Origin of the sequence: Roseobacter sp. N2S (assembly GCF_031454055.1) — a bacterium.
Classification (GTDB): domain Bacteria; phylum Pseudomonadota; class Alphaproteobacteria; order Rhodobacterales; family Rhodobacteraceae; genus Amylibacter.
Map to the genome: position 1 here is coordinate 36,640 of NZ_JAVDQB010000016.1, position 16,842 is coordinate 53,481.

The window sequence follows — 16,842 nt, forward strand, 5'->3', positions numbered from 1 at the left end:
GGCGATATTCTGCCTATAGTTGAAGTGACTTTACGGGAGTACAATCATGAAGAAGTGGGTTTTGGCAGGCGCTCTGGTCGGAGCGATTCTCCCCGTTCAGGCGAAAAAGGCGCATGCTTACGATATGGATTGCGCCATCATGCTCTGCATGGCGGGTGGGTTTCCGCCGAGTGCTGTCTGTGCGGCGGCGTTTCGAACGATGATCCGACGGATCACGCCCTGGCCCAGTCGGCCGCCATTCGGAATTTGCACCTATGCTGCTATTCCCGTTGAACTCGGTGGACCGGGCGGTGAAGCAGATCTGGATATTTCGACGTCGGAATATGCTTGGTTACGTCGCACTCGGGTAATCTGGTGGTACGGCACCCGTAGTGAAGACCGGGACGGGGACACGCGATACAGTTGGTCCATCAAATCTTGCGACGGTGAAAATCGTAACTGCCGTTACATCGAACGCAGGTATGGGTCACATTCTCGCTGGCCGGCGTCATTTATTAGCGGCAACGATCAATTGCTGACGACATTTGGGGAAGGTCGGGCGATCATGATGGAATACAGTGACTTCGAAGGAACCATGGATCACTCGGAGTGGTTTCGATATTGATTTACGGTTCGTTCCCCTTAGAAGACCCAATGTTGCGCACCGTGATCATGGTCTCGGGAATGTTTTCCAAACCCTTTTCCCAATACCGAATAATTTCGCCGTTGTTCCACGTGTAGTCGCTCCAAACCACAATCGCGGATCCATCAGAAAGTATGACGCCCTCTTGAACAATACTCGCCTTTAGGCGTTTGGATTTCTTCGGGCTTGGTTTTGAGCTTTCATCGGCAATTTCCATCGGGCGAAACACTCCCTTATCTTTATCGAAGCGTTGTACAAACTGGAAAGGCTCGTCTCCGACAAGCAGCCAGGACGGCACGACATTTAAGGCCGTCGCGATCCTCTCAACCATGTCCAAACTGGCCGAATTCTTCGCATTTTCCAGCTTGCCCATGTAGCCGCGATTGACCTTCGCTATCAGCGCAAGATCTTCCTGACTGATGCCGCGTTCGCGGCGCAGTTTCTGAATGTTGAGGCCCACTTGGTGACGAAGTTTCATGTGACTGAAAACGCCACAGTGGGTCACATTTAGCCACTCACTATATTATACATTCGGTGAAGGAATGAAAGAAAAGTGTATGTTTTTAAAGGGGAAAATCAAAAAGGTAAAAGGGGCGGCACTGAAAGGTTCAGTGCCGCCAGTACTTCACCCACAGGGAGGAGGTAGAGGGTGAAATGCGATTTTCGCCAGGACTCGGGGACGTACGAAAGTGGGACGGGTCAAGACAACAGATCCACTGTCGATAATACAGCTTAACCCATTGCTACCATCGCAACACCAATCGCGGCGACTATTGTCGCGAGGATCATCGCGCGGCCCGGCACTGGTTCGCTCTTGAACAGGTAGGCTGCAAAATATGCACCAACAAACATCTCGAGCGACCCAATAATCGCAACCACCGCGACAGGTGCCGAAAGCAAAGCAAAGAACAGTAGGATTTGCCCAAAAGACATTCCGAGGGCAGCCATCCACTGCCAGATGCCGGACGACTTCAAAACAGAGGTTATCGCCATGCGATATCGAACACTTATGCACGCCGCGATAAAATACCACACAACACCGGTCAAAGCGCCCACAAGCGCGCCCAAGGCAGCGTCTGGCAGGTCCTCCAATGCCAATTTGCGCGCGACATAAGCGAGAGCATAACAAAAGGCTGAAACCGCTGCCAGCAAGAGGCCGAGCTGGAGATTACCCGTGGATATTGCGGACGCTTTAGCGGAGATTTGTGGCACCCGTACCCACATTGCAACGGCGATGCTGCACAGGATCACGATCATACCCACAAGAACCATTATCGAGTAACGCTCTTGAAGCAGGACAAAAGCAAGTGCTGTGGAAAACACCGGGATCAGCCGCCTGAACAGGCTGGAGCGAATAGCACCGGATGGCGCAATAGACCGGAAATTCGTCAACCGCCCAAAAACTGTCGCTAATACACCCGCGGAGATGAAGAACCCGATGCCGATCAGAAATGAGCGCGTGTCGTCAACGGTCGTGAGGTCGATGCCGCACGCCAGCCAGATCACGCTCGACAGGGCGAGCGTAAGCATGATTGAAAGGAAGACACCGTTGTCGCCCTTCGCTTTGGAGGCACCCTTGGCGACAGCGGCACCGGCGATGCCAAAACTTACCGCCGAAAGTAGTGCATATATCTCACCCATATTGGCTGCCCTTCAATTCTTTAGCGGCCTGTCTAAGCTAGACTCGCTGAAATCGGTTGGCCATTCCGCAAGTGCAAACAAATTGCGCACCCACCTTTGACAGGTCGGTGCGCAGTTTGGCCTAGAAAACACAGCTTACTCGGCGGCTTGATCTGCCGACGGGGAAGAAACAAGTGTACGCCAATCGACTTCTTTCGGATGAACACCTTCGTGGGACGCAATTTGCCCCTGCGGGATTTCGGACTCCGTTCCGATCGCCTTGCCGCCATCTGCCACTTTCTGCGCGGCATCTGCCATCAAGCGGCGAAACTCGACAATCGCCAGGTCGGACGCGCCAAGTGTATCGGTAGAACGCTGTACCCGGCTGCCCATGGACACCCACATGATGATATCTTCGTTCGGAATACCGGGAACACCTGTGAAATGGCCCTCTTTCATCAACTCACGGTCTTGCATGAAGTCATTTTCGAGTGTCCGCTTGGTCTGCCACTTCTTGTCCACATCCTTACCTGGAACCGCGTGGTTAAACGCGCGCCATTCGGCATTCGATGGTACATTGGGGCCACCAAATGCCAGAAAGTGAAATGCGGTTTCGTCGTCATTAATTGGCACGATCACGCTGGCCACTTTGTAATTGTTGTTTGGCGGAATCAGTGAGTAGTAAGGCGCGATGAACTCGGTGATCCGGAGATAGTTGTGCGTCTTGGCATTCTTGATTGGTTTGCGGATCGCGGCGTAGTGGAAACCATAGCTCGTCGTTTCGGTCTGCATGCGCGGTGACTTGTCCGTCGAGGGACGGTACCAAGCCTTGTCATCTGCCGACGCACTTTCGACCCGGGCGGGCTTCATTGTGGACGAGTGCAAAGAGGAAGAGTGGGCAGAATCAATCTGACCTTCGTGGATTTGGGCCCAGTTTGCAGGAACACGGATCTTGAGTACCGCAACCGGTGTATCCTCCTCCGGTGCGAATGCAGGCGGTTGGAATTCTGGCATGTCGTCTTTTTCGCCCAGCCATGCCCAGACAAAACCACCCCATTCACGTAACGGGTAGGCGCGCGCCTTGACCTTGTCCATCAACGGGCTGCCTTCGGGCTCCGACGACATAGCGACAACATTGCCATCAACGTCCATCTTCCAGCCGTGATACAAGCAACGAAGCCCGCAATCTTCGTTGCGTCCGTACACGAGAGAGGCTTTGCGGTGCGGGCAAAGCTCATCGAGCATCCCAAGGCGACCTTTTGTATCTCTGAAAGCAACGTAAGTTTCGCCGAGTACCTCCACACGCAAAGGATTGCCGTCGGGTGTATCGACTTCTTCGACAAGGCACACCGGTGTCCAGTGTTGACGCATGAGCTGCGCCATGGGAGCATCGTTTTCAACACGTGTAAGAAGCTCGTTTTCTTCGTGAGTAAGCATAAGTTCCTCCTTAGCAAAAGTGACTACATTAGTTTGATTAATTACTTAGCTATCTAAGTTTATATGTCAAGCTGAGAACTATAATTACAGAAATTTTAAATTTCTGTAATTATAGTTGGGCAAAGCCTTATTGATATAGCCAGTCGTGAAGCTGACGGTTCAGGAATGGCAATATCAGACCGGTAGTCAGGCCCGTCAGGCAAGTCGCGATGATGAACAATGAAAGGACCACAGGCGTTGAATTGAGCACGTATCTGGAGGCAAGCACCAAGCATACCAGCGGAGGATAGACCGCGAGCATGCTCACCGCCCACCTTTTCCAGAAAACAGGCATCGAGCGCATCTCTACGAGGTCTGATTCATCTCTAGCCTGTTTGCCGTTAGTGATTTTACTCTTTGCTGGCACGGCTATCTCCATTGTCTAACGAGGTCATTTTTGTTCTGGCCAATCGCGAATTGGAACGGCAAGGCACAGGGTGCGCCCTGCCATTCTTTTGTGGTTCACGACAGGTTTACGGGGTCCTGCTTGCGAAGCAGCACGACGTAGCGCACAGCCATCGCGATAATCACGGCAATACCTGCAAACGCCAGTGGTATGCTTGGCAAAACCGCGGCAATGGCAGCAAGCACCAGGATAATCCGCTCCACCGGACTTAGTGCTACGCCGATATAGCCCTCGATCGAAATCGCTATTGCTGCAGTAGCAAACAAACCACCGATCAAAGCCACAGTGTTCGTCGTGAAATCACCTAGCAAAAGCAACCCGGGATTCCAGATGAACGCAAATGGCATAAGAAACCCGATGGCTGCGAGCCTAACTGCCGAAAATGCAATCTTGAACGGATCTGTATCGGCAATTGCGGCCGCTGCCAGCGCTGCAACCGCAATCGGTGGCGTAAGTGCAGACATAATTGCGTAGTAGAGCAAGAACATGTGGCTTTGAAGAATCGGATATCCGAGCTTAGCCAGCGCGGGACCAACCAGTACTGCTGCAAGAATGTAAGCACTTGGAGTCGGCATTCCCAAACCCAAGATGATCGTCACAATGGCGGCAATTATCAACGTCAAAGCCGCCTGCCCTCCACTGACTGTCAGGATCACGTTAGCTGACTTCATACCTAATCCGGTCATCGATAAACCACCAATCACCAAACCTGCAGCGGCACATGCACCGGCCACTGGAAGAATTCGAAGCGTAGTTTCGCCAAGCCCCTCTACGATCTGCCATGGCGAAAGCCGCGTGGCTTTCAGAAGGCCAGAGGCTATGACTGCCGCCAATACTCCAACACCCGCAGTGAATGTGGGCGAATAACCTGCAACAAGGGCTGCTACTATCCCGAAGATAGGTATGAGAAATACCCAACCTGTCCCGAACGTTTCAGCAGCTGTCGGAATTTCGCCATCGGACGGTCTGAGGTCTTCCTTAACGGCCCTGAAGTGAACCTGAAGAAAAACGCCTAGGTAATAAAGCAAGGCGGGAAACAACGCAGCTAGCACAACTTCTTTGTAAGGGACTGTGGTATATTCGGCGAGAATGAATGCCGCTGATCCCATAATCGGTGGCATCGCGCTACCGCCTGTAGATGCCGCAACTTCTACCGCGCCTGCAAAACGAGCACTGTAACCAAGGCGTTTCATCACGGGAATGGTAATCGAACCGGTCGCGACCACGTCCGAAGTCGGGCTTCCCGACATTGTTCCGTAAAGACCCGAAGAAAGAACCGCAATCTTTGCTGGACCACCCCTCGATTTTCCGGTGACCAATGAGGCGAGGTTAAAGAAAAACTCTCCGCCGCCTGATTTCGACAAAAAAGTACCGAACATTACGAACAAAAAGACATAGCTGGCCACAACCTGAATCGGAACGCCGAAAACTCCGTCTGTAGTAAACACCAGAATATCAAGAAGATAAGTATATTCAGATATGCCGTGTCCGAATGGTGGCGGAAGGTAAGATCCGAACTGGTTGTATAGCAAGAACAGGACGACAACGCCCGTCAAACCCAGACCTGTGGTTCTGCGCGTCACTTCCAGCGTCAGGAATAACAAAGCACTTCCGAAGAAAAGCTGTGCCGGCGTGAACGGATTGAGCAAGCTAATGCGGTCCGAAATTGCCCCGGCATTTAAGAAGAAAAAGATACCGCACGAGATACTGAGTAGCGTGAAAATCCAATCATAGAAGGGCACTTTGTTCGGCGCGTTAGGTGTTGCACCGATCGCGACAAACAAGATTGTGTAAATTCCGCTGACAAAAAGAATGCCCAGAATAAGAGGGTCGGAAATTGTGAACAAATTCGCGTATACGACCCAACCCGCAAAGATTGTTGAGGCAATAATCAGGGTGCGCTGCGAACCAGCCGCAAGCGTACGCCTGCGGCCGGTGGCTACAAGAGAACCTATCACTCGATCAAACCTGCTTCTTTATAGACTGCAGCTGCAGCTGGGTGGAATTCAAGAACGCTCGGCTTTGCAAGAAGTTCTGGTGACAGCGCTTTCATGGCTCCGTGTACGGCGCGAATTTCATCCATGTGGTTAAGCAGCGAGCTTGCCAGAGAACCTGCGGTCGCGTCGTCCATTGCATCTGTGGTGACCAGAAGTGCTCCGAGGGTAACAGTTTCAAGATCGCCAGCTTGATTAGGATAGCTGCCAGCAGGAATGACCATTGTACCTGTCCCGAATGCTTCATTCGTCGCGGCGATAACCTCCGCAGGAACCGCCAGCAAAACAACATCACTGTTTTCGTTCACAGCTCTGAAGGAAGAGTGGTTAATGAAAATTCCGTTTGTGATCATATCCAGGCGCCCGTCCTGAATCAAATCGGCCTGCTCGTTCGCTCCGGCGCGAACAAATTGTCCGCCTGCGTTGCTAAGTGACTCCTCGGTTACACCAACCGATTCTAGCATATGCAGGGCTATGTTTGACGTAATGTTGCCGGACCGGTTGATCCCGATCCGCACCGCTGCCCCGCTGGTCGCGATATCGTCAAGACTGTCAATGTTGTATTTTTCAGCAACCGAGCGCTCGAGGAAGAAATGCATTGGTGCCCAGTTGTACATGTAGCCAATGGCGCGCATGTTCTCAACGGGTGCTTGGAACGGCTCACCGCCGTCCAGTGCGATTTTTGCTTCTGCGTCATGTACCAAACCAAGGTCCGAACGGTTGGTGCCAAGCAGACCGATGTTCGCAAAACCACCACCAGTCGCCTGATATGTCACGACAGAAGATGAATCATCAACTTTGGTCGCGCGGTCAATACCAGCGCCGAGAAGCGACCATAGCCCGCCGGGGTTACCACCGGACAAAGTAAGATTCACAGGTTCCGCGACGGCGAAAGTCGTTGTTGCAGCGATGCTAATAGCAGCCGCCAGTGCAGTCAGTCTCATTAGGTCTTCCTCCCAGTTTGCTTTGCGGCAAAAACCGTCAAAACGTTTTTTCAGCGGTCGGCGGACCGACTACATACTTAGACGTCTATGATTTAATCAAATCGCGCCGCTGTCAACTACTTAGATATCTTATTTTTTAACAAAAATCGAAAATATCGACTGCACACAGAATTTTTCTGGGGATTCAGATCAAAGGCCGTTGCGCGAACGCGTAGAGGGAATCTTTAGGCCTCGGGAAGCGCCAACCTTTTCATCATGTTCAAGGTTTCGAATCATTTTGCTCAATGCACGGCGCAGGATCGTAACCTCATCATCCTTGAGCCCTTCAATGGCAAATTCGTTGGTTTCAACAGCCATTGGCTCTAAACGATCGCGCAAATCCCAGCCCTTCTCGGTCAGAAAGGCATGTTGGCGTCTCTTGTTGCTGCCAACGTTCCGGCGAACAATAAAGCCAAGCTCTTCCATGCGACGCAATGCGGAATGCGCGGTTGGCTCGGTCAAGTGTGCCTTGTCGCTCAGTTCACGCTGTGAAAGGCCATCGTGGCTCCACAATATTCGTAAAAATATCCACTGGCCGAACGTCACGCCCTCGGTGTTTAACCGCATCTGTAAAGACCGGTTGAAAGCGCGCGCAGCAAGTCGAACCAACCGCGCAATTCGCTCTTCCGACTGTCCGGCCGAATGCGGAATGCTACCTTCAGGGGGTAATTCTGTCACTTGTGCATCTCCGGGTTCGCGATTTTTGCCTGCGACCCAACGTTGCATGCATTCTATGTTATTCGCGATGAATACGCCAAACGGGAGAATTACTCAAATCAGTTGTTGGTCATCCCGTCGGTCATGTCGTCGCTATAGCCAGGCGTCACTCTTGCATCGACAACAACGGTTTTTCCTTCTTGCGCGGCACGGATCGCCTCTGCGAGTGTTGTGTTTAGCTCCCCGATCGTCTTCACCGGCCCGAAGGCCTTGGCTCCTTGCGCTGCTGCAATCGCGGCGATATCGATGTCCGGCTCGCCGATTGCCTGCCCGACATGTTTGTTTTCTACGGGCCGGCTCCGATCAATTGCGACGCGCTCCTGATGCACCTCATCATTGAAATAAGACCGGTTGTTCGCGACGACTATGAGCAACGGAACTTTGTGATGTGCTGCCGTCCAGATTGCGGTTGCCCCCATCATGAAATCGCCATCCCCCAAGACAGCGACCGGCAGGCGATCGGAATCTTTAAACGCGAGGGCGGATCCAACAGCCATTCCAGGCCCTGAACCGATGCCTGCGCCGCCATCATATCCGAGATAATCCAGAGGGCCGCGGAAATCACATTTCGAGCCGTTCCAGCTCAGTGTGAGGCGTAAAAAGCTCGCGGTTTCCTCGCTCAACGCGTCGGCCAAAACATCAGAAAGAGAGTCGATGGATATCTGAGCATCCGGATGATGATCGGGACGCGCCGGTGCCTCGATTGCCATTTTCCCAACAGCCATATCTGAAAGCCCCGCTGCCAGACAGATTGCACGGATCGCTTCGTCGGGGTCCGCCAACATGGTAAAGTCCGAAGGTGAGAGCGACTGGTGGTCCAGCGACCAGCCATTGGTCAGCAGGGAATCGAGCGAGATATTTACAACTTTAGTGCGCTCAAGGTCGACATCGGCCTGTTGCAATGTTCCACCAAGATCAACCCAATCGAAGCTGACAACCAGATCGGCTTGACCGATACGCTGCGCAGCATCCTGCGACACAAAGTAGCCCGGTGCACCAAAATGCAGTGGATGGCATGTTGGAAATGCTGCGGCGGTCTTGATATCAGTGACAACACGGGCCCCGAAATGCTCCGCGAGCGCGACGCGCCGGTCCCAATCTGCCTGATCGCGCGACACCCGCCCCATCAAGAAGACCGGTTTTTCTGATGTTTCCAGCAAATCTAAAACCGAACGTGCATCGGATTCGGAGAATTGCACCATTCGGGGTGCGGCATGGCGCTCTGGCGCCGGGAACTCCGGCATTTTGTCAATTGGCTCTTCTTGAACGGACACGTCAAAACAGACATAGGTTGGCGCATTGGGTGCCGTCTGTGTAATTATCGAAGACCGCAACATCGAAGATAATGACGCCTCCAGCGATGCGGGCTGGTCATCCCATTTCACATAGGGCCGTATGATCGCAGCCTGATCGCGCGACGTATGTATCCAGTCAATCCAAGGCCTGCGCTTGGCGGCATCCACCGGACCCGTCGCGCCGAAAATCAGCATCGGCACGCGGTCGCACCACGCATTATACACGGCCATAGAAGCGTGCATTACACCGACATTGGCATGCAGGATCACGGCCAATGGTGTGCCCGTAACTTTGGCCCAACCATGCGCAATGGCAACGGCGTGTTCCTCGTGCAGGCATAACAGCATCTGCGGATCGCGATTGCCCAGGTAGTTGACGAGGCTGTCATGTAGTCCTCGAAAGCTCGACCCAGGATTGAGCGCCACATAGGGCGTGTCGAGCTTGCGCAGCATCTCAGCAATGGCATCGCTGCCGAAAAGCTCTGTGATTTCGCTGGGAATTGGGCGGTCTAGATCATCGTTCATTGCTGTCTCCAACTATCCTGCCTATTGGCCGGACAGGTTGATGTGAATGTTCTTTTCGTGGGTAAAGGAAAGCAGTTCGCCAATACCTTCTTCCCGGCCAATGCCGGATTGTTTTACGCCGCCAAACGGCGCACCGAGGAAGTGTTTGCCAACCTCGTTGATCCAGACGAACCCGGCCTCAACGCGATTTGCCGCGCGATGCGCTTTCGCCAGATCGCGGCTCCAGATCGCACAGGTCAGGCCGACATCAAGGCCGTTGACCTCTTCAAGCATCTCGGTCTCGTCACTCCACCGCCGAACGGCGAGCACAGGGCCAAAAATTTCTTCCCGCGCGATCCGCATTTGTGGCGTTACGTCGGCAAAAATCGTGGGCGCTATGAAACACCCGTCTGCCAGCGCGCCATCGGTCACTGCATGCCCTCCGGTCACGGCGTGCGCACCTTCGGATTTGGCACTTTCAATAAATTCCATCACACGATTAAAATGCGTTTGGGATACCAGTGCCCCCATCGTCGTCGCGGGATCTGTTGGAATGCCGGGTTGGTAACGCGCTATTTTCGCGGGCAATTGCGAAACGACAGCATCATGTAGATCATCATGCAGGAAGGCGCGGCTGGTCGATCCGCAGGATTGCCCGCACCAACCAAAATTCATGCCAGCGACAATCGCATCAGCAATCTTGTTTGGGTCACTGTCGGGATAGGCGATCAACGCGTTTTTCCCACCAAGTTCCAACAGGACCGGTTTAAGTGTGTCCGATGCACTTCGCATTACAGCCTGACCTGCGGCCACTGATCCGATCAAGGTGACTTTTGCCACGTCCGGATGTTCGGCCAGCGCGGCACCCGCCTCCGTGCCACCGGGCAATACGCTGAATACCCCCTCGGGAAACAAGCCATCGACCAGCTCTGCCAGTCTCAACGCCGAAAGCGGTGCCTGCACAGGAGGCTTGATAATCACCGCGTTACCTGCGGCCAGCGGCGCTGCCATCTTTCCTCCGCAGAACAGGAACGGGTGGTTGAAAGCAAGGATGCGTGCGACGACGCCCAGCGGTTCGCGGGTTGTCATATTCACACGATCAGGGCCCATCGGGATCGTGTCACCTTTCATTTCGGTCACGAGACCCGCAAAGAAATCCATTTGCGCCGCAGCAATCGCGGCATCGCCAAGCATCTCGGTATAAGGGTTTCCGCAGTTGGCCGCATCGATCATGGCTAGTTCGTCACCGTGAAGTCGTAGTAGCGTGGCTACTTCTTTAAGGATACGGGCGCGTTCAAGCGGGACAACGTCGCGCCATTCCAAAAAGCCCTTCTGGGCCCTCTTAACAACGGCATCCGCATCCTGTGCACTGGCCTCTGCAACCGATGCCAGAACTTTCCCTGTTGCCGGATTCAAGGTGTCGACATAGCTGCCCGCGATAGGGGCCTGCCATGTGCCACCAGCATAAATATCAGTGCGACGCGGCAACACCTTGTCCAATTCCGGTTGTGTCATTGCACACACCCTCCCAGTTTAAGCGATTTTCAAATGGCCTGCTCTACAGGGACAAACCATGCGGATGGTTTCAGGCCGCGACGAGCTCGAGGAAACGCTTCCCCGTCATGACCTCGCGCAATGGCAGGGCGTCTTGTGCTTCTGTCAATTCGACATCATAGCTCAAACCGCGCCCATCCCACAGCCACCAATAGATAATCTCGCCCTTCTTATCCCGTATCGGCATGCGAAAGGTCGGAAAGTCTTGGTGAACAGCCGGAACTTCGAAATTCCCGACGATCTCGAAAGAAGCGCCCGCGCGCTTCAAGGCCGTACCGAGCGGGATCATCGCTATGAACTGCGTCTTTCCCGCTACCAGCGCGCCAATGTCAGATGGCCTTTCGTCAAGTAGGCCATCCAAGACGCGTACAACAGGGGGATAGCTCGAATGGTAGTGCGTGATCTGGGCATAGGCCTTCCTCTGGCCGACCTCGATCTCGACCACTTCTCCTGGGGTCAAATCGGTCATTTCACTTCCTTACAGACTATATGCTTCGTAGGTTGACGGGTGGAACAGATCCTCGACCGAAACACGCTGGGGCGATAGGCCCTGATCGTGGTGATACTGCAGAAACTTATCCAGCACATGGGTGTTAGGGGCCACGCCGTAAGACCAAAGATCGGGACCCATAACCGCGCGCACGCGGTTTAACGTGTCCTCCACAAAGGGCATTGTCACTTTGGTGGCCGACGTGTCATTCAACGCCTCCTGCGCAGCGGCCTTTGACTGTGTGAAGCCTTTTACCAATGCGCCCGGCAGCCAAGGATGTTCTTCAGCCAAACTACGCCGCACTCCTAGAACGTGCATGATAGGAAAGATCTGAGTTTCGCGGAAATAGTCCTCTGCCGCTCCGATACTGTCAGAAAAGAGCCGCCCCACATGCGGATGACCCTCTGAAAAACAGCGCGGCCAACGCGGGCCGATGAAACCGTCGATTTCCCCGTCTGCTAACATCTGGTTAAGTGTCGAGCCTTCGGGGGCAAGCGTTACGCGAACGTCATCGGGCAAATCGACCTTGATCTTCTCGGGGCGACCTGGAGTGTCCATGCCGCCACGAACCCACTCAATATCGGAAGGCTTCACCCCGAAGTGTTCTTCAAGAATGCCGCGCACCCAGACATTTGCGGAAAGCTGGTATTCCGCGATTCCGATCTTGCGCCCTTTCAAGTCCTCGGGACGGTCAATTCCTCGGTCGGTCCGGATGTAGACGGACGTATGGCGGAATGCACGGCTCAGAAACACAGGGACAGCGACATAGTGCGGATCACCGCGCGCTACCGATATTGAATAGGATGACAGTGACAACTCGGAGATGTCGAACGCCTGATGCCGGAAAGCACGGAAGAACATTTCTTCGGGCGAAAGAAGCATCGGCACCGGATCGACGCCATCAATCTTGACTGTGCCGTCCACAATGGCGCGTGTTCTGTCATAGTTGCCCATTGCGAGGGAAAGGGAAAGGTTGGTCAAAGTGTTTCCTCCTGAAATTTTACGCCGCATTGCCTTGCGAGCGGTATTTTTTTGCCTGTTTCAGCCGAGCTTAGGATCGCATGGCAAACTTCCAGACTCGCCCTGCCCCACGCTGCGGTTTGTGGCGGCGCTATATTTTTCCTGACAGCGGCCTCAAGGGCATCGATTACGGTTTTACGTGGCGCGGCGTTAAGCGGTACTTCGATGTGCTTCCGCTCTGTGTCGCCAAAAATGTCGATACCGCCCGGGCGCAATCTCAGATCGGCACGGTCACACAGAATAAGGATCGGCCCAAAATGTTCGTTATTCTGAGCTGTTGGCGGCACGGTACCCGCTCCATATGTGCGGGTGGCCTTCAGCTTTGTCTCTGCCGCTGAGTCGAGCGTCTGCAGCGCACGGCGCGCTTCGCCATATTTCGCGGGATCTTTCATGCCTCCAAGTTCGGCCACATTGTCCATCCAGATATCGCTGTCGAAGTGCGCGTATCCCGAATAGGTCAATGACGCAAAGCTGCCACCTTCGAAATCCATCAAGGCAGAATACGCGCCCTCTGTCGGGCGCTCCCTATCCCATACACCGGTCATTGCCGTCACATTCTTCGCGCGGCCACCACAGAGCAGCCTAACGATATCAATCTGATGAACGCCTTGGCTGAACAGAACCCCGCCGCCTTCTTCGGTCCGCAGCTCTTCGGGGCGGCGCGGTCGATAGAGAAAGTCAGTATAATTGAACGCCTGCACCATCCGAACTGCACCGAATTCACCGCTCTCGATTATCTGCCGCGCCTGGAGAACTGACGGATCAAAGCTGTGACTGGGCCCGACGATCAGATGAACACCCGCGGATCTCGCAGCCTCCACCATCATGTCCGCATCTTCCATCGTAACAGAGAGCGGCTTGTCGACCAGAATATGCTTGCCTGCCGCAGCAAAGATAGCAACGTGCTCGGCGTGCATCTGATGCGGGGTCGCAATATACACGGCTTCAACCTCAGGGTCTTCGGCCATCTCTTCCACACAGCTATAGCCGCGCCCACCGAACTCTGCCTCAAATGCGGCACGGCTCTCGGAACGTGGAGCGGCGGCCGCGACCAACTTGACACGGGGATCGTTTTGGAAGGTTCGAAGCATCAGCACGAAGGCCCGCCCAAGCCCGGCAACACCGAGGCGAATAGGTTCAGAGGTCAAGAACAAGATCCCCTTCTTCGGCCCGTGAAACGCAGATCATCACATAACTGTCTTTCTCTTCGTCCATCAGCACCATGTCCCGGTGATCGACCTTCCCGGAGACGAGCCGGGTCTTGCAAGTACCGCAGGTACCGCTTTCGCAAGAACTCACGGTCGGCACACCACTTTCCCTCAGGGCTTCCAGTATGGATCGATCTGCAGGGACCTCGATCGTTATGCCGGATTTCTCGAGCTTGACCTCGAATGGTTTGTCATCAGCGCGCACAACTTCGACAGGCTTGAAATCCTCAAAGATCACGCGACCTTCGGGCCAGTGTCCGGAAATGGCTTCGATCTCGTCAATCAGTGGTTGCGGTCCGCAGCAATAGACTTTCATGTCCTTGGGTTCTTCAAAGTGATCCCAGAAATCAAAAACCGCTTCGGGATCGCCGCCATCGTGGTGCAGTGTCAGCCGGTCGCCGAGCGTGGATTTCATCTCTTCAAGAAACGCTGTGTCGGCCTCGCCCCTTGTGCAATAAATTACCTCAAAAGGCTTAAACTCGCGCAATAGTTGCTGAGACATAGCGTAAATTGGCGTGACACCAATACCACCCGCGATGAGAAGGTAGTTCTTCGCATCGGTCAGCTCAAAGGTATTTTCCGGGACCTCAACTTGTAGCTCGGTCCCCTCTTGCGCATCGTCATGCATAGACATCGATCCGCCGCGACCATTAATTTCACGCTTCAGGGCGATCTTGTATACTTCGGGGTCTTTCCCGTCATTGACAAGCGAGTATCTTCGCATCGCACCGGACGGTGTCTGTACGGTTATATGGGCACCTGCCGTGAAGGACGGGAGCTTCTCTCCGTCAGCGGGTGCCAGCGTAAATTCACAAATGTGCTCGGTCAGTTGGCGCCTTTCGGCAACGGTCATCTTCAGGGCATCCATATTCCCGTCCTCTTTTCTAGGTCGCCAATTCTGATAGGCTTTGATCCATTCACAGAACAAATAATTAGATAACTAAGTTGTTGTCAAGATTAGACATGAACAGAATTGCACGGCGGCACAGGTTGAATAAAATTAAGAACAATTGCAGGTGCTTACGCAATCGAAAGGCCCCATTCCTTTTGTTCTTGCCGGTACGAATGTTGGATATCGACGCCACCACCCGTGTGGAGTCGTAGGTGAGGTGACGAGATCTCGCCCGTTAGACCAAGGCGTTAGCGTCTGGCCGCTTGTTCTGGAATGATCGAAGCATGAACCCGTTTCAGCGTCGTTGATACAACAATCAAATTAGCTGACCAGCATGACGACCTATAATTATTGTACATTGCTACACGCCGACGTCACAAAGGCTTAGCTTTGGGCGCGCACCTCTTCAACCAGATCAAGCAGCCGTGAGCAGATCATCTCTGCCTTGTCCGTGATACGGGAGGTTGGGCCGTGCACACCGACACCAAGGAGGCGGCGATGCCCTTCCGGAACAGGGATCAGGGCTGAGACCATAGAGGCGTTCCAGTGGGCCGTACCCATGAGCAGATCCTTTGCATGCAAAACGGAGACTTCACGTTCGCGATGTTCTTTGATTGTAGCTAGGAACTCAGATTCAGGTAACGAGTTGGGTTCTATCAATTGAGTTTTTACACTGCATCGATAAAGGTTGCGGGCTTCAGCAAGTGAGGCGCGGCTTAGCATGAGCCAACCAATTCCGTTCTGGATCATCAACCGCCTCGTACCGGCCGTAATATGCGAGTTCATTCCCTCGTAACGGTGCAGCGAAACAATATGAACCGCCCCTTGTTTGCCGGAGAACGTTTGGTTCGAATGTTAGGCTGCTTTTTCATTTGGGTTCAAGGTTGCATGGAACATCTCCTCTGCTTCATGCGGCGTGACATATCCGATGGCGCTGTGCAGGCGCTTGGTGTTGTACCAATCGACCCATTTCAGCGTTTCCCGGCTTTGTTGATGGCGTGGATGCCCCCACCTACCGGCATCGTAGTGTGCCACAGTGATGTTTCAGAAAACATCACTCAAAGGGAGAGCATCCATGTCAGAAGTTAGCATAATCGGCATAGACCTTGCAAAGCGCGTGTGTCAACTTCACGGGGCTTGCGCAAACGGAGCCGTTATTTTTGAACCTCTTCAATTAGGGGGCGGAGCAACAGGTGCATGGCTGAGTGCGGTTTGTGAATTGCTCGTGCAAAAAAAAAGGAATTTACGGAGTTGATGAACAATTTCTACAGAATCCGCCTTAGCCCCGCTTGAACCATCAGAAGCTTCGGAAGAATTGTTTCAATCAATCCTTCTGCGGGTTCTGGAATTGCGGCCATTCCTGTGTTCAATGCCGCGACAACATTGCTCCTCTGGTCAAAAAGAGGCACGGCGATCGAGCGCAAACCAATTTCGACTTCTTGGTCGATGATAGCATAGTGTTGTTCCCGGCTTAAATCCACGCACGCCATAACGTCGACGGGGTCTGTGATGCTGTGAACGGTTCGTGGCGTCAGGTCCGAAGCTTCAACAATTGCCTCTGCTTCTTGGCGCGGCAAAGCTGCCAAAAGCACCCGCCCCATTGATGTGCAATGGGCAGGAAGGCGGGAGCCCGGCATAAGCCCGATGGACATCACCCGCTTTTGCGCGGCGCGTGCAAGATAGACAATTTCGGTGCCGTCTAGGATAGAAACCGAGCAGCTTTCGCCGATCTGATCGGTAAGTTGATCCAGCCATGGCTGTACCAGTTGTGGCAAAGGCAATGATGCAATAGCGCCCAACCCCAATCGCAGAGCGCGTGGTGTCAGCGTAAAAAATTTGCCGTCATAGTCGGCGTAGCCTTGGGAATGCAAAGTAAGGAGGCAACGCCGCGCCGTAGCTCGATCCAAGCCAGATTGTTTGGATACATCTGTAATCGAAAGCTTGGGCGTTTCTGCACCGAAGCATTCAAGAACATGTAGCCCTTTGGCCAAAGAGGAGATTGTATCAGGAGATTTGTTCGCCATGCGCATCACTATGTTCGCATGGCGAATAAAGATCAAG

Annotated in this window: 16 protein-coding genes; 1 reads left to right on the forward strand and 15 read right to left on the reverse strand. The window is 53.6% G+C overall.

Translation table 11 applies throughout. From position 1 onward, the window contains the following. Positions 1-46: 46 nt before the first annotated feature. Positions 47-604, forward strand: coding sequence for a hypothetical protein (locus tag GGE09_RS22175; protein ID WP_064224152.1), 558 nt, complete (start codon positions 47-49; stop codon positions 602-604). Between the two features lies 1 nt (position 605). Here GGE09_RS22175 and GGE09_RS22180 read toward each other — a convergent pair whose 3' ends face one another. The 15 genes from GGE09_RS22180 to GGE09_RS22250 form a co-directional block, all read right to left on the reverse strand. Then, complete coding sequence (locus tag GGE09_RS22180) at positions 606-1,100, reverse strand: helix-turn-helix domain-containing protein (protein ID WP_064224153.1); 495 nt, start codon at positions 1,098-1,100, stop codon at positions 606-608. Between the two features lie 254 nt (positions 1,101-1,354). Further along, entirely contained in the window at positions 1,355-2,263 is a 909-nt protein-coding gene (locus GGE09_RS22185; RefSeq protein ID WP_064224154.1) for a DMT family transporter, read from the reverse strand. 135 nt (positions 2,264-2,398) lie between these two features. After that, positions 2,399-3,679, reverse strand: coding sequence for a Rieske 2Fe-2S domain-containing protein (locus GGE09_RS22190; RefSeq protein ID WP_064224155.1), 1,281 nt, complete (start codon positions 3,677-3,679; stop codon positions 2,399-2,401). Positions 3,680-4,180: 501 nt separating this feature from the next. Beyond that, complete coding sequence (locus GGE09_RS22195) at positions 4,181-6,082, reverse strand: TRAP transporter fused permease subunit (RefSeq protein ID WP_064224157.1); 1,902 nt, start codon at positions 6,080-6,082, stop codon at positions 4,181-4,183. Beyond that, complete coding sequence (locus GGE09_RS22200) at positions 6,079-7,062, reverse strand: TAXI family TRAP transporter solute-binding subunit (protein ID WP_064224158.1); 984 nt, start codon at positions 7,060-7,062, stop codon at positions 6,079-6,081. Before GGE09_RS22200 ends, GGE09_RS22195 begins: the two co-directional genes overlap by 4 nt. A 189-nt stretch (positions 7,063-7,251) precedes the next feature. Beyond that, positions 7,252-7,779, reverse strand: coding sequence for a MarR family winged helix-turn-helix transcriptional regulator (locus tag GGE09_RS22205; RefSeq protein WP_309748283.1), 528 nt, complete (start codon positions 7,777-7,779; stop codon positions 7,252-7,254). 98 nt (positions 7,780-7,877) lie between these two features. Further along, complete coding sequence (locus tag GGE09_RS22210; RefSeq protein ID WP_064224159.1) at positions 7,878-9,638, reverse strand: thiamine pyrophosphate-binding protein; 1,761 nt, start codon at positions 9,636-9,638, stop codon at positions 7,878-7,880. A 21-nt stretch (positions 9,639-9,659) separates the two neighbouring features. After that, entirely contained in the window at positions 9,660-11,132 is a 1,473-nt protein-coding gene (locus GGE09_RS22215; protein ID WP_064224160.1) for an aldehyde dehydrogenase family protein, read from the reverse strand. Positions 11,133-11,202: 70 nt separating this feature from the next. Next, positions 11,203-11,640, reverse strand: a complete 438-nt coding sequence (locus GGE09_RS22220) for a hypothetical protein (RefSeq protein ID WP_064224161.1) — start codon at positions 11,638-11,640, stop codon at positions 11,203-11,205. A 9-nt stretch (positions 11,641-11,649) separates the two neighbouring features. Continuing rightward, positions 11,650-12,642 (reverse strand): ABC transporter substrate-binding protein, encoded by a 993-nt coding sequence (locus GGE09_RS22225; RefSeq protein ID WP_235602398.1) that lies wholly within the window; start codon positions 12,640-12,642, stop codon positions 11,650-11,652. Further along, positions 12,639-13,829 (reverse strand): Gfo/Idh/MocA family protein, encoded by a 1,191-nt coding sequence (locus GGE09_RS22230; protein ID WP_082894781.1) that lies wholly within the window; start codon positions 13,827-13,829, stop codon positions 12,639-12,641. The genes GGE09_RS22225 and GGE09_RS22230 overlap by 4 nt, the downstream gene beginning before the upstream one ends. Further along, positions 13,819-14,757, reverse strand: coding sequence for a PDR/VanB family oxidoreductase (locus GGE09_RS22235; protein ID WP_064224162.1), 939 nt, complete (start codon positions 14,755-14,757; stop codon positions 13,819-13,821). The genes GGE09_RS22230 and GGE09_RS22235 overlap by 11 nt, the downstream gene beginning before the upstream one ends. Positions 14,758-15,165: 408 nt before the next feature. Then, a complete protein-coding gene (locus GGE09_RS22240) occupies positions 15,166-15,342 on the reverse strand; it encodes a hypothetical protein (RefSeq protein ID WP_309748284.1) in 177 nt (58 codons plus the stop codon). A 294-nt stretch (positions 15,343-15,636) separates the two neighbouring features. After that, positions 15,637-15,816: an integrase core domain-containing protein gene (locus tag GGE09_RS22245; RefSeq protein WP_064224163.1), complete on the reverse strand. Its 180-nt coding sequence runs from the start codon at positions 15,814-15,816 to the stop codon at positions 15,637-15,639. A gap of 230 nt (positions 15,817-16,046) precedes the next feature. Further along, complete coding sequence (locus GGE09_RS22250) at positions 16,047-16,805, reverse strand: IclR family transcriptional regulator C-terminal domain-containing protein (protein ID WP_064224198.1); 759 nt, start codon at positions 16,803-16,805, stop codon at positions 16,047-16,049. Positions 16,806-16,842 lie beyond the last annotated feature (37 nt).

What these genes read in the sequence shown, in the direction of transcription:
- GGE09_RS22235 (WP_064224162.1), bottom strand. Translation starts at nt 14,757, where the DNA reads ATGGATGCCCTGAAGATGACCGTTGCCGAAAGGCGCCAACTGACCGAG.
- GGE09_RS22200 (WP_064224158.1), bottom strand. Translation starts at nt 7,062, where the DNA reads ATGAGACTGACTGCACTGGCGGCTGCTATTAGCATCGCTGCAACAACG.
- GGE09_RS22175 (WP_064224152.1), top strand. Translation starts at nt 47, where the DNA reads ATGAAGAAGTGGGTTTTGGCAGGCGCTCTGGTCGGAGCGATTCTCCCC.
- GGE09_RS22220 (WP_064224161.1), bottom strand. Translation starts at nt 11,640, where the DNA reads ATGACCGATTTGACCCCAGGAGAAGTGGTCGAGATCGAGGTCGGCCAG.
- GGE09_RS22250 (WP_064224198.1), bottom strand. Translation starts at nt 16,805, where the DNA reads ATGGCGAACAAATCTCCTGATACAATCTCCTCTTTGGCCAAAGGGCTA.
- GGE09_RS22240 (WP_309748284.1), bottom strand. Translation starts at nt 15,342, where the DNA reads ATGGGTACGGCCCACTGGAACGCCTCTATGGTCTCAGCCCTGATCCCT.
- GGE09_RS22190 (WP_064224155.1), bottom strand. Translation starts at nt 3,679, where the DNA reads ATGCTTACTCACGAAGAAAACGAGCTTCTTACACGTGTTGAAAACGAT.
- GGE09_RS22215 (WP_064224160.1), bottom strand. Translation starts at nt 11,132, where the DNA reads ATGACACAACCGGAATTGGACAAGGTGTTGCCGCGTCGCACTGATATT.
- GGE09_RS22210 (WP_064224159.1), bottom strand. Translation starts at nt 9,638, where the DNA reads ATGAACGATGATCTAGACCGCCCAATTCCCAGCGAAATCACAGAGCTT.
- GGE09_RS22180 (WP_064224153.1), bottom strand. Translation starts at nt 1,100, where the DNA reads ATGAAACTTCGTCACCAAGTGGGCCTCAACATTCAGAAACTGCGCCGC.
- GGE09_RS22185 (WP_064224154.1), bottom strand. Translation starts at nt 2,263, where the DNA reads ATGGGTGAGATATATGCACTACTTTCGGCGGTAAGTTTTGGCATCGCC.